The following is a 14,057-nucleotide window of genomic DNA, read 5'->3' on the forward strand; positions in this document are numbered from 1 at the left end:
TATGATTAGAATTTATTTGACTATACATTCGATAGGACCACTAGCAATTGTCTTTTTTCATAGCGTACCGAACACAATACTGTAGAAATATATTTCTACAGTATTGTGTTCAATTTATACATAAATATTGAGAAAATTTCACTTACCCTAAATGGAAAGGTAATAGAAGTGTTCATAGAGAATTACTCGTAGATTCAATTTTTATCCATCCATTTTGCGGGGAATGATTGCCTAGTGGTAATGGGATAAGGTTGAGCTACTTTATTAGGGGGAGTGGTTCTATGTTTAATAAAAAAATGGTGGCAATGGCAATGACTGTACCGTTAATAATGGGGACGATTTCTACGGTTTCGGCATTGGAAAAACAACAGCAAGTAAAGTTAGAAGCTTATTCGCCACAGAAAAAAGCAACTGAATATTTAAAAGAAAATGCTGCGCAGTATGGATTGAAAACAGACCTTTCAGACTTGCAATATATTTCTACAACAGAAACGTCAGTAGCTTCATATGTTAGGTTCCAACAAGTTGTTAATGGTGCACCTGTATTTTCAAAACAAATAACAGTTACGCTTAACGGAGAGGGAAAGGGAGTACTCGCTGTTTCTGATTATCAGCCTGTTACAGGTGTGAAGGAAGTAACGACAAAAATTAGTGAAAAAGATGCAATACAAAAATCAATGGCGTATGTTGGAGAAGCAAGTGAGCAAAATTTATGGGCTCCTACAGATAAAGAGTTCGGATATATTGTTGAAGAAGGAATTGCTCGTCCAGTATATAAAGTTGTAGTCCATTCTAATAATCCATTTGGTGCATGGGAAACATTTATTGATGCAGAAAATGGAAAGTTAATTAAAAAGGTTGATATAAACCGAAAAGCTGAAGGGTCAGGAAAAGTATTTTTACCTAACCCAGTTGTATCTAGCGGTAGTAAAGTAGGCTTAAAAGATAATAACGATGCAGATTCAACAGCTCTAACGAACCAACTGAAAACTGTTACGTTAAAAGGTTTAGATGGAACAGGATTTTTAATTGGAGAGTATGTAACGATTTCTTCAAAAGCGAGAACAAAATCTACAAACTTACAATTTAACTATACACGTGCAAATGATAGCTTTGAAGATGTGATGTCATATTATCATATTGATACATTGCAACGTTACATTCAAAGTCTAGGATTTAAAAATATTAATAATCGTTCGATTAAAGTGAATGTGAATGGAACAACAGCTGATAACTCATTCTATTCACCGACAACGAAAGCTTTAACATTTGGTACTGGCGGTGTTGATGATGCAGAAGATGCTGGAATTATCGCACATGAATACGGACATTCAATCCAAGATAACCAAGTTCCTGGCTTTGGTAGTTCAGCAGAAGGCGGAGCGATGGGAGAAGGATTTGGCGACTTCCTAGGTGCTACGTATGAAGATGCTGTATCGACTACTGGATATGGTAAAGCATGTGTTGGAGAATGGGATGCGACAGCTTATTCTAGTTCAGATCCAACATGCTTACGCCGATTAGATACGAATAAAGTATATCCGAAAGATATAACGAATGAAGTGCATGATGATGGTGAAATTTGGGCTCAAGGCCAATACGAAATGGCACAAGCTTTTGGCCGTGATGTAGCAACAAAAATCATTTTACAATCACACTGGTCATTAACACCAAACTCTAAATTCAGTGATGGAGCGAAAGCGATTAAGCAAGCGGATGCTCTTTTATATGGCGGACAACATGCTGCTGATATCGATCGCATTTGGGCAGCGAGAGGCATTAGTACGAATTAATATAAAAAGTCGTGGCATTATAAGCCACGACTTTTTAATTTGCTTAAGAACTGGTACTAGTAAATAAAGCTATATCAATGATAGTGTGAATATATCCGTATCCCATTTACTTTTTGGCTTCTTTAAAAACAAAATGCTCTTTAAATTTTCTAGATTCAACTTTTTGACCATTTCGCATCGATCGGAATGGGTGTTCTTGCCATGTAATAATAACATCAACTTCATCTGCTTTTGTAGCAACGGGTAAATTAGCGTGTTCAAATCCAGTTTTTCCACTTGCCAAACGACTTTCCTTTAGGGAAAAGAGTTCATATTTCGTTTTCTTATTTGGTTCGTTGCGGAATACTTCGACGTTTACATTATATACTTCACTATTCCCGACATTCTTTACTGAAAAATGATATGTTTGAAATTCATCTTTTTTAGCTTGAAGCATATTCTTGTTTGTTTTTTTCGGTTTATCAATATTCACTTGCCATTGATCAGAGTTTTGAGAGATTGGTAAAGATTTTGGTGAATAGGCATACGTTTCGTTTACTACAATTAAGCAAAACAAAAGGAGAAAGAAACTAATTGCTTTTTGCATAAACACACCTCGCTTTAAAATTTTTATTAATATGCGTAAATGAATTAGTTTTTATGTAAAAATTGGAAAATGTTAAAGGTGTAATTTTGGATTTAATACATAAGAATATGTATTACAAAATTAACTTTTCACACTTTAGAAGAAGTTAGGAGTTATAAAACCAGAATGTTTCAAAAAAAGCTTGCGTTTTATAAGCTGAGGAGTTAGAATACTCTGTAAATATAAAAAGTGATGATCAGGAAAAGTACATGGTGCAAAGGTCTACAGAGAGCAGCCGGTTGCTGGGAAGGTTGCGATACCGCATGATGGAAAGACACCTGTGAGTGTTGCTTTGAACGTGATTATTAGTAAAAGCAAACGGTACCTACCGTTATCAGGGCTAAGATGGTCAATATGACAATTTGGGTGGTACCGCGGAAAAAATCCGTCCCTATTTATAGGGGCGGATTTTTGTATTCTTTGAAAGGGGGTGAGTGACCGTGGATGATGACGATGACAACAATAACGTAAATAAATATAAAATTACTGGAGGGAAAAATAATGGATTCAATAATGAAGCGTTCACTCACAAAAGAATGTACAAAGAAAAGCGGAAAGGTTGTATTACTTCAAGGATGGGTAAAAAAGATTCGACATCTTGGAAATGTTAGTTTTTTATTATTACGGGACAGAACAGGAGTAATTCAATGTGTATTAGAAAATGAATTGGCCGGATATAAAGTTGATGTAGAAAGTGTTGTCCATGTAATCGGTGAAACAGTCGAGACGTCGAAAACAGAATTGGGTGTTGAAGTACTTGCTCATGAAGTGAAAGTAATAAACGGTGCAGAGCCACTTCCATTTGAAATAAATAAAAAGAAGTTACAAGTTGGCTTAGATCAACTACTTAATGAGCGAGTAATATCATTAAGGCATGAGCGAACCGCAGCGATTTTTAAAGTGAAATCTACACTCGTTCAGAGCTTTAGTGAATTTCTTATAGAGAACGATTTCACACGGATCTTTACGCCGAAAATTGTTTCGCAAGGGGCAGAAGGAGGAGCAAATGTTTTTAAGCTTCCATACTTCCAAAAAGAAGCTTATTTAGCACAATCACCACAGTTTTATAAGCAAATGATGGTGGCAGGTGGGTTAGAACGAGTTTTTGAAATTGCACCTGTATATAGAGCGGAACATCATAATTCTTCCCGTCATTTGAATGAATATATATCGTTAGACGTAGAACTTGGTTTTATTCATGATTTTTATGAAGTGATGCAACTAGAAACGGATGTTTTACGATATATGTTTCAACAAGTAGCGAAAAAATGTGAAATAGAACTACAACTATTACAAATAGAAGTACCTGTTATTACTGAAATACCTAAAATTACATTGTTAGAAGCACAAGAAATTTTGAAAAGTAAGTATCGTAAAGAATCTCCTGTAGGGGATTTAGATACAGAAGGTGAAAAGTTACTAGGGAAATATGTAAAGGAAACATATAATAGTGAATTTGTTTTCATTACACATTATCCGAAAGAAGCGAGACCGATGTATACGATGCAAAATAAAGAGAATCCAGCTATTACTGATTCATTCGACTTATTATATAAAGGGCTAGAAATAACGTCAGGGGCACAGCGAATTCATAATTATGAATTGTTACTCGCTTCGTTTAAAGAAAAAGGATTACATCCAGAGAAATTTCAATCTTATTTAAATACATTCCGATATGGTTGTCCACCACATGGAGGTTTCGGAATTGGGTTAGAAAGGATTGTATATAAACTATTAGAATTAACAAATGTACGAGAGGCTAGTGCTTTTCCAAGAGACTGTACAAGACTTATCCCTTAATAATGAGGAGGAATGTATCCGTTGTGCTATTTTATAGTACAACGGTTTTTTAGTTCCTAAAATTCAGCACTTTCTCACCAGATTTTAATGTAAGCTTAATTGTGCTCTCTTTTTTCACCTTTAATATAAGCCGTAGATACGAAAGATATATAAGGTGAAGGGAGAAATAATACATGCGTATTTTAGTTGTACCATCAGGATTTAAAGAAAGTTTAGGGGCGAAGGAAGCTGCTGATGTAATGAAAGAAGGGATTTTAAAAGTTATGCCACTTGCTACTGTAGAGACTTTACCAATGGTTGATGGTGGGGAAGGTTTTACAGAGACAATTATAAATATTACTGGTGGAAAAATGTATAAAGTACAAGTAATGGGACCTGTTGGAGATGAGATACAATCTTATTTTGGTGTTTTTGAAACGAGAAATGGTGAGCGTACAGCTGTTATTGAAATGGCTGCGGCGGCTGGGCTACGCCTTGTACCGAGAGATTTACGTGATCCAAGAAAAACGACTACTCATGGTGTTGGACAGTTAATAGAATTAGCTTTAAATAAAGGGGTAGATCGTATATTAATAGGGTGTGGTGATTCAGGTACATCTGATGGAGGAGCTGGTATGGCTCAAGCATTAGGTGTAAAGTTTTTAAATAGAGATGGAAAGGAATTGCAAATTCAAGGAGGAACATCTTTATTACAAGTTTCGAAAATAGATACATTACAAGTAGATCCTAGATTAAGGCATGTTCAAATCGATGTTGCTTGTAATTGGTTTAATCAATTATGCGGTGAGCATGGAGTAGCTAGAGTGTTTGGTCCGCAAAAGGGTGCTAACGAAGAACAAGTAATAGAACTAGAAAAAGCATTGGAGCGCTATGCTTCTATTATAAAAAAAGATATAGGTATAGATGTACATCATACACCAGGAAGTGGTGCATCTGGCGGTCTTGGTGCTGGACTACAAGCTTTAATTGGGGCAACACTTCATCCGAGATACGATATTATTATGAAGTATATGGATTTAAATAAACTATTGTTAAAGTGTGATCTTGTATTTACCGCGGAAGGAAGTATAGATTTTCAAACACCACGTGGAAAAATTCCAGCTGAGGTGGCTAAATGTGCAAAAAAATATGGGTTACCAGTAATAGCGTTAGTAGGGACAGTCGGTAAAGGAGCACGTATTAATTATGATTATGGAATTGATGCATATACAAGTATACTACCAATGCCATCTTCTTTGGAAAATGCATTTTCAAATGCAGAGAAATGGCTTCGTGATTGTACAGAGAGTACGATGCGTACAGTGTTAGTCGGTTATCAAATCGCTTCTCGGCTGAATAAAAGTGGGTACGTATCATGATTGAAAAAAATGTAGTGGAATTACATGTGAATAGTACTGATAATCCGAAAACTAAGCCATCTTGGGTTATTCCCGTAGCGCTTATATTAATGGCAGAAATAGTTCTTTTGCTTCCATCATCATTAACGATGGAAGCGAAATGGAGTTTGTTTGGATTTTGCTGTGCAATTATATTATGGACAACAACAACGATAAATTCGGCCTATATTGCACTCGGTTCTGTATTATTTCTAATTATTTCAGGAACAGCAAAGCAAGATCTTTTATTTGATTCGCTAGCTTCGGATGTGATTTGGCTTATGATCGGTTCGTTTATTTTAGGAAGAGCACTTCAAATTACCGGTCTAGCTGAAAAAATGACGTACTTTGTTGTAAATCGCGCTCGTAATATATCAGGCTTATGCTGGATTTTAACGATGAGTATTCAAATACTTGCCTTTTTTATTCCATCTACATCGGGACGCGCAGCGGTTGTATTACCTGTTTTTCAAGCTATATCTAAAGAAATTGGAAGTAGAAGAATTACGAAAGCATTAGCAATTTTAATGCCTACTGTTATTTTAGTTTCAACAAGTTCCACAATTATTGGTGCAGGCTCACATTTAATCGCGCTAGATATGTTAAAGGAATTTAATAATAAAAACATTACGTTCGTAAAGTGGTTAATATGGGGATTACCATTTGGAGTCATAATGAGCTTTATATGTTGTCGCGTAATATTATTTTTATTTTTAGATAAAGAAGAAGTAAAGACGAAACTACAGCCGAAAAAAGTGCAGGTTAAATTATCAAGAAATGAAAAATATACAATAACTATTTTAATAGCGATGGTAACTTTTTGGTTAACAGAGTCGTTACACGGTTTGGAAATTGCTACTGTAACTATAATCGGAGTTTTTTTATTAACTTTACCAAAAGTCGGTGTGATGAAGTGGAAAGAAAGTTTGAAAGGTGTCTCCTGGAACTTAATTTTATTTGTTGGAGCAGCAATTGCATTAGGAAAATCATTAATGGAAAGTGGTGCAGCGCAATGGATTATGCAGAAGTTATTTTCTGTAACAAAATTTATTGATGATCAATCAATTTTCATTGTGCTACTAGTAATTGTTATTCTTTCCGTAACATCACATTTATATATTACATCTCACACTACGAGAGCAGTAATTTTTATTCCGCCACTACTATACTTTGCAACTAGTCTACAATTAAATGAAGTAGCTGTCTTATTTATAGGTATTGTTGGAATGAATTATTGTTTAACCTTTCCGGTCAGTTCTAAGGCACTATTATTATTTCAAGAAAGTGATAGAGAAACTTTTCAACCACAAGATTTATTAAAATTAAGTAGTTATTTAAGCATTATTTATATATTTGTAATGGTTATATTTTACTATGCATATTGGCAATGGGTTGGATTGTCTCTTTAAAAATCAGGAATATATTTCATTCCTGATTTTTTTCATTAAGGATAAAATATATTGGGTATTTTTTCTTTTGAAGGAAAGTATTACTTGTTATACTAAAATGGTGCAAATATATATTATAGGAGGCTTTTATGGGAGAAAGGATTTTAATCGTTGAGGATGAAGAAAAAATTGCTCGTGTCGTGCAGTTAGAATTAGAATTTGAAGGATATGAAAGTGAAATTGCAAAAACAGGTACAGAGGCAATGGAAAAGTTCAGCAATGGTAACTGGGATTTAATATTACTTGATGTAATGCTTCCAAATATAAGTGGGTTAGAAGTTCTTCGAAGAATACGTTTGAAAAATGCTGTAATACCTATTATTTTATTAACTGCTCGTGACTCAGTTGTTGACAAGGTTAGTGGTTTAGATCAAGGAGCAAGTGACTATATCACAAAGCCTTTTCAAATAGAAGAATTATTAGCGAGAATTCGTGCTTGTTTAAGAATTTCAAATGTAGTAAAAGAAGAGGAAAATAGTAGTTATCAAATTGCAGATTTATATTTAGATGAGAAAACGAGAGAAGTGAAAAGAGGGGATAATCTAGTCGACTTGACACCACGTGAATTTGATTTATTACTCTTTTTAATGAAGCATGAAAATCAAGTGTTAAACCGTGAGCAAATTGTAACGAATGTTTGGGGATTTGATTATTATGGCGATACAAATGTTGTTGATGTATATATTAGATATTTGCGTAAAAAAGTAGATTGTAATGTGGACGTACCACTTATTCACACTGTTAGAGGTGTTGGGTATGTCTTAAAGGGGTAATGTATGAAAATTAAAAATAAAATATATTTATTCTCTACAGTATGGTTACTACTTATTTTATTAATTATTAATAGTTCAATATATTTTTTGTTTTATAAAGTGACTACGAACGGAGAGTTAGAACGATTGAAACGTGAGGCAATACATATCATTGATGGAATGAACGCAGATTCAGCAAAAGAAGTAGATGCAATAAGTCTATTGCAACCATACTTACCTTCAAACGGTATGATTAGAATTATTAATGAAAATTCAAAGGTAATGATTAGGCAAGAAGTAGATAGTACAAAACCAATTCCGGCATTAAATACGAAATTTGAAAGAAAAGAATCCGCTGGAATTTATGAGAAGAACGAGGGTGAATTTGCTTATATAAAAATGCCAATCATTTGGAATGATGGGAAAATCGTTTCGTTAGAAATGACAGAACGTTTAGATAGTTTGCAAGAGAATTTAAATATGTTAAAAAATGTATTAGTTATTGCATCACTTTTCGTTTTAATTCCATCTTTTTTTGCGGGAAGAATGTTAAGTAAACTCATTTTAAAACCTGTAAATTCTTTAATACAAACAATGGAGCATATACAAGATAGAGGGATATTCAAAAAAATACCGCTTGAGAATAAATCAAAAGATGAATTGCACATAATGGGAACGACATTTAATAAAATGATTGATTTATTACATCAGAACTTTGAAAAGCAACAACAGTTCGTTTCAGATGCTTCGCATGAATTAAGAACACCGTTAACAGTTATTGAAAGTTATGCGAAATTATTAAAAAGATGGGGAATGAAAAAACAAGATGTTTTAGAAGAATCTGTAGAGGCGATATACTCTGAAGCAGTAAGAATGAAAGGCATGACAAATCAAATGTTACTGCTTGCCAACAGTAGTGCAGAGTGGAAGTTGGAAACGAAAGAATCAGATTTAGTTCGATTATGTAAGATGACTGCGGAACAACTAGAAAAAACATATAATCGAGATTTTCGTGTTATTACAGAGGAAGAAAAGATTATTGTAAATATTGACGAACAAAAAATAAAACAAGTATTAGTAGTTTTATTAGATAATGCAATGAAATACAGTAAAGATTCAATCGATATGATAGTAGGAATACAAAAAGAAAAAGTCTTTTTTTCTATTCAAGATTACGGTATGGGAATTCCTAAGGAAGATATACAGAAAGTGTTTGATCGTTTCTTTCGAGTTGATAAAGCGAGGAGCAGGGAAACAGGGGGTACTGGTTTAGGTTTATCGATTGCCAAACAAATTATTGATGCTCATGAAGGAGATATACAACTTGAAAGTGAAGAAGGAAAATGGACGAAAGTTACAGTAAATTTACCTCATTTTTTATAAAGGGATAGGAGCTTTATAAATGAAAAAGAAATGGAAAATTGCATTGTTCGTTTGCTTTGCGGTTGTAAGTGTAGCGTTTGTATCACAACGTATTGTTTCAAAGCAAGGAGAAAGAATATTATCTGAGAAGCAAATTCAAAGTATTGTATCTGAACAGTATCCTGGGAAAATTAAAAGTATGAAATTAGTAAATAAAGGGGAACAAGATTTTTATAGGGTAAACCTTTCAAATGAACAAGGTTTATATGAAATAATAGTAGATGCCAAAAATGGGGAGGTAAAACGTGCAAAAGAAATAGCATTAAAAAGTAATACAATAACGAAAGAGAAAGCAGAAGAAATGGCGCTACAGGAAGTACAAGGTGTAATTAAACATACTATATTAGAAAAGAGAAATGAGATAGAAGTGTTCGTAATTACGGTAGAAACAAATGATAAGAAAAGTAAGGTAGTTGAGATTGAAAAAACAACTGGTAAAATTCAATTGTCAGAAAAACCGATGACAAAAATTACAGAAGAGCAGGCAAAAGAAATTGCAGTGCAGCAAGTGCCAGGGAATGTAAAGGGAATTAGGCTTGAGCAAAAAAATGAAAAAAATATATATGTAATAGAAATAGAGAAAAGTGCAAGTGAAAATGTAATCGTAGAAATTGAAGAAACTACAGGCGCTTTAATTGGTAGTTCACAAATACCAAAAGTTATAACAGAAGAACAGGCGAAAGAAGTTGCGTTACAAAAAATACAAGGTGGATTTATTGAGAAGGTAAGTATAATTGATATAAATGGTACGGCTACTTACCAAATTATTATAAAAAAACAAACTGAAACTGTTGATGTAAGAGTACATACAATAACAGGAGAAATTTTATCAACTACAGCAGTAAATAACGCTATTCAGCAAAAGGAGCCATCTCAACAACAAGATGACGATGATCAAGAAGAAGGCAATGATAATCAAGATGATGATGACGAAGGATAATCACAAAAATAAACGGATTCTCATCAAATTTTAATGTTTCTCACAGTTTTTTTTCATTTTAACATTTTAGTATGTAAGTAAGAAAGAAATGAAGAGGGGGAACATGGAATGAAATTATGGATTGGAATCGTGATGGTGCTTTTCATTGCTGGAGGGACAGCATATGGTGTAAATGCAATGGAACATGAAGAAATACGATATAAAGAGAGAGAAGAAAAAAGTTACGAAAGTAAAGAGTTTAGTCCAGAAATAGCTAAGCAAATTGCAGTTGAAAAGGTAAATGGAGTTGTAGAGGAAATTGATGTAGAACGTATGGATGATAAGGGTGTATATGAAATAGAGGTAGAAACAAACGAAGATGAGGAAGAAATATATATTAAGAAGAAAAACGGGAATATTATAGCGGAAAAGGAATTTGAATTTATTAAAAATGAAGATGAAGATGATGACCAAGGTGAAGACGATATGGAGTATGATGATCTAGATGATTAATAACATCGCCCTATTGTACAAAATTACAACAGAACATTCTTTTCGAAAAAAATTAACATATTCCTTGACAGTTACAAATATAACCGATATACTTCATATTAATTTCAAAAGAAAATATATTCTAAATATTACAATGTGTTGAATAGGAGTAGTAAGGTCATGTATTTGTACAGAGAGCTATGGGTTGGTGTGACATAGTCAAATGACATCCTGAACTCGCCTGGGAGCAGTAAGGTGGAACGGAATTACATTCTTAGTAAATCTTAACGGTTAACCTTCGATATTAGGTTTGTAATCAAACGATTACTACTAAGGTGGATTCATAATGGAATCAATAAGGGTGGTACCGCGTTAAGTAAATGGCTTAGCGTCTCTTTATATAGAGATGCTAGGCCGTTTTTTTATTATATGGAAGAAGAAATGGAGGGTTTATTTGAATAGGTTTATAAAATTTGTTTATTTATATAAAAAGATTTAATTGGGAGGAAAATGAGATGAAACAGACGGAGCAATGGACTTCGAAATTAGGTTTTATAATGGCGGCAGCCGGATCAGCAATTGGACTTGGTGCGATATGGAAGTTCCCTTATATCGCTGGGAAGAGTGGGGGAGGAGCGTTCTTTTTAATATTTATATTATTTACTGTTTTAATTGGACTACCGCTACTTATAGCTGAATTTATGATTGGACGCAGTACGCAGAAACAAGCAGTTGGAGCATTTAAAAGCATCGCACCAAATACAGGATGGCATTGGATTGGACGCCTTGGTGTTGGAACGTGTTTTATACTACTTTCATTTTATAGTGTTGTAGGTGGATGGGTATTAATTTATTTATTCAGAGGAATAACTGGACAACTGATTACGCCAGGACAAAATTACGGCACATTATTTACTGAAACAATTGGGAATCCTGCTTGGGCTATTATGGGACATTTCGCTTTTATGTTCATTACGATATGGGTTGTATCAAAGGGTGTACAAAACGGAATTGAAAAAGCAAGTAAATATATGTTGCCAGCATTGTTCGTTTTATTTGTCGCTCTTATTATTCGTTCGTTAACACTTGATGATGCAATGAAAGGTGTGAAGTTTTTCTTACAACCAGATTTCTCAAAGATTACTTCGGAAAGTATTTTGTTCGCAATGGGGCAATCATTCTTTGCAATTAGTATCGGGATTTCAATTATGGTTACGTATAGTTCCTATTTAAATAAAAAAGAAAGTTTACCAAAATCAGCAATAACAATTGTTGGATTAAATTTATTTGTTTCATTATTTGCAGGTCTTGCTATTTTTCCAGCCGTATTTTCATTAGGAATGGAGCCAACAGAAGGACCTGGATTACTATTTATCGTATTACCATCTGTATTTAGTCAAATCCCATTCGGTGGATTTTTCTTAACAGTATTTCTTGCACTATTTACATTTGCGACATTAACATCAGCATTTTCTCTACTAGAAACTGTTGTTTCAGCATTAGCAAATGGTGAACAAGAAAAGAGAACGAAATTATCATGGCTGATCGGTTTCGGCATTTTCTTAGTAGGTATACCATCAGCGTTATCATTTGGAGTATGGAGTGATATTACGATTTTCGGAAAGAATATTTTTGATGCAGTAGACTTCTTATCTAGTAATATATTAATGCCACTTGGAGCACTATTTATTAGTATTTTCGTTTCATTCAAAATGGAGAAGAAGGTACTAGAAGCAGAGTTTTTTGTAGGTGGAAATTATGGAAAGAAAGTATTTACTTGTTGGGCATTTTTACTTCGATTTGTAGCACCACTTGCAATAATTATCGTCTTCTTAAATGTGATAGGAATTATTTAATATTAAATGTTATAATATTCAGTAAAAAAAGGGGTGGTGATCATAAAGGAAAATTTGATAGAAGCAGGGAAATACATGAATATTAGAGGGAAAAAGCTATACGTTGAAACACATGGAAATCCTAAAAATAAGCCAGTCTTATACTTGCATGGTGGACCAGGAGAAAGTTGTTATGATTTTTCATTTCATCAAGCGGAACGTTTAAAAGATTCTCTATATGTAATTATGATAGATCAAAGAGGTGTTTGTCGCTCAGAAGAAATTACTGAAGACGAAGCTTTTGGATTAAATGATTTGATTGAAGACTGTGAGGAATTAAAAAAGTATTACAAATTGAGAAGTGGTCTATAATTGGACACTCTTTCGGTGGATATGTAGCATTGCTTTATGCGTCGATATATCCAAGTTCAATAGAGAAAATAATATTTGAAGGACCAACTTTTAATTTTGCATTAACAAGTAGGGCTTTGTTACAAAAAACAGGGCATTTATTAAAAAAGTATGGAAAAGAAGAAATAGCAAAAGAATGCTTTGCTTATTCATCTAGCGATGCTAGTTCAGAAGAGTTGTCAGAAGCTTATATAAGATTAAGCGCTGAATTAGAAGAAAAAAGAATGGAGATTTACAATAATAAGGAAGATAGGACAGATGAGAGTTTATACAGTGATGAAGAGTGGGAAATATTTTCAAATCGCTCCAAAATTCACTTTGATAGATTAAAATTAGAGGGAGCATGTCATACATCATTATTATCAAAAATAAAAGATGTACAAAATCTAATGTTATTAATAGTAGGAAAACATGATGTAGTAACGTGTGAAGAACAAATTAAAACATTTAATAAAGATGCCCGAAACGGCAAGTATATCGTATTTGAAGAGAGCGGTCATTCACCTCATTATGAGGAAGCAGATAGATTTGCAGAAACAGTCATACATTTTTTGAAATGAAGAAAAGGGTGCTTCTATAAATGAGAGGCACCCTTTCTAAATTTCTGGATATGTGATTGTGATGCTAGGCCACTTACTTTGCCAATTCTTTTTTATAACTCTGTTTTTGTACATATGTAATCGTTCTTTCGATTTAAGAAAATGAGCTGTTGGTTTCACTTGTAAGGAAAGGACATCTTCAATACCACATGGGGCTGTTAAGATAACGTTGTTTAGTTCATCAAGTGTAACTCCTAAAGCCGTTGCTGTTTCAGGGAATTTAGATATAGCATTAACAGAAGAAGAATATGGTGGCATATTATTCACTACATGCATACGAGCTTGATTTTTTACAGACCAAGGGATAGTAGCATCAATATTCATTAATTTCGTTTCTAATGATTGTTCGTATATCTCATCTTGATGTAGACTATCATAATAAATTACATCAACATCAGGCATAGCCGTTTTAGCTTCATAGTCATGTAAAGTATCCCAAATTTTAGAACGAACAAATCCGGCACAAATCCACCAATCAGGTAGCTCTAGTGATTTTGCCATTTGTAATACATTCATCATCCATTCGTCGTTTTCTATTAAGCGAATGATATCTTGTTCTGTTTGTATAGTCATTTGTTATCTCAC

Annotated in this window: 11 protein-coding genes, 1 pseudogene and 2 other annotated features; of the genes and pseudogenes, 10 read left to right on the top strand and 2 right to left on the bottom strand. The window is 33.7% G+C overall.

Annotation, left to right across the window (positions count from 1 at the left end; genetic code table 11):
• The first annotated feature begins 281 nt into the window (after positions 1–281).
• Positions 282–1,793: a M36 family metallopeptidase gene (locus tag ACX9TM_RS11325; RefSeq protein ID WP_065211741.1), complete on the top strand. Its 1,512-nt coding sequence runs from the start codon at positions 282–284 to the stop codon at positions 1,791–1,793.
• Between the two features lie 106 nt (positions 1,794–1,899).
• On the opposite strand, the gene ACX9TM_RS11330 is transcribed toward ACX9TM_RS11325, so the two are convergent.
• A complete protein-coding gene (locus ACX9TM_RS11330) occupies positions 1,900–2,379 on the bottom strand; it encodes a hypothetical protein (RefSeq protein ID WP_001167912.1) in 480 nt (159 codons plus the stop codon).
• Between the two features lie 222 nt (positions 2,380–2,601).
• Positions 2,602–2,814 (top strand) — a binding site (T-box leader).
• A gap of 105 nt (positions 2,815–2,919) precedes the next feature.
• Here ACX9TM_RS11330 and aspS point away from each other — a divergent pair.
• From aspS to ACX9TM_RS11375, 9 genes and pseudogenes are all read left to right on the top strand, one after another.
• Positions 2,920–4,218, top strand: coding sequence for an aspartate--tRNA(Asn) ligase (gene aspS / locus ACX9TM_RS11335; RefSeq protein ID WP_000377334.1), 1,299 nt, complete (start codon positions 2,920–2,922; stop codon positions 4,216–4,218).
• Positions 4,219–4,391: 173 nt separating this feature from the next.
• Positions 4,392–5,576, top strand: a complete 1,185-nt coding sequence (locus ACX9TM_RS11340) for a glycerate kinase family protein (protein ID WP_061457143.1) — start codon at positions 4,392–4,394, stop codon at positions 5,574–5,576.
• Positions 5,573–7,003, top strand: a complete 1,431-nt coding sequence (locus ACX9TM_RS11345) for an SLC13 family permease (RefSeq protein ID WP_065382311.1) — start codon at positions 5,573–5,575, stop codon at positions 7,001–7,003. Before ACX9TM_RS11340 ends, ACX9TM_RS11345 begins: the two co-directional genes overlap by 4 nt.
• A 128-nt stretch (positions 7,004–7,131) precedes the next feature.
• Positions 7,132–7,815 (top strand): response regulator transcription factor, encoded by a 684-nt coding sequence (locus ACX9TM_RS11350; protein WP_000504581.1) that lies wholly within the window; start codon positions 7,132–7,134, stop codon positions 7,813–7,815.
• Positions 7,816–7,818: 3 nt separating this feature from the next.
• On the top strand, positions 7,819–9,177 hold the full coding sequence (locus ACX9TM_RS11355; RefSeq protein ID WP_063220597.1) for a sensor histidine kinase: 1,359 nt from the start codon (positions 7,819–7,821) through the stop codon (positions 9,175–9,177).
• A 19-nt stretch (positions 9,178–9,196) separates the two neighbouring features.
• Positions 9,197–10,156 carry a PepSY domain-containing protein gene (locus ACX9TM_RS11360; RefSeq protein WP_000731146.1) on the top strand — a complete coding sequence of 320 codons (960 nt, stop codon included), beginning with the start codon at positions 9,197–9,199 and terminating at the stop codon, positions 10,154–10,156.
• A gap of 108 nt (positions 10,157–10,264) precedes the next feature.
• Entirely contained in the window at positions 10,265–10,648 is a 384-nt protein-coding gene (locus tag ACX9TM_RS11365) for a PepSY domain-containing protein (protein ID WP_000780494.1), read from the top strand.
• Positions 10,649–10,777: 129 nt separating this feature from the next.
• Positions 10,778–11,026 (top strand) — a binding site (T-box leader).
• Positions 11,027–11,142: 116 nt separating this feature from the next.
• Positions 11,143–12,483 carry a sodium-dependent transporter gene (locus ACX9TM_RS11370; protein WP_000814537.1) on the top strand — a complete coding sequence of 447 codons (1,341 nt, stop codon included), beginning with the start codon at positions 11,143–11,145 and terminating at the stop codon, positions 12,481–12,483.
• A 75-nt stretch (positions 12,484–12,558) separates the two neighbouring features.
• Positions 12,559–13,433 (top strand): annotated as a pseudogene (locus ACX9TM_RS11375) (alpha/beta fold hydrolase).
• A gap of 36 nt (positions 13,434–13,469) precedes the next feature.
• On the opposite strand, the gene ACX9TM_RS11380 reads toward ACX9TM_RS11375, so the two are convergent.
• A complete protein-coding gene (locus tag ACX9TM_RS11380; protein ID WP_000155287.1) occupies positions 13,470–14,045 on the bottom strand; it encodes a nucleotidyltransferase family protein in 576 nt (191 codons plus the stop codon).
• Positions 14,046–14,057: the final 12 nt, after the last annotated feature.

It is taken from the genome of Bacillus sp. LH1 (assembly GCF_057924895.1).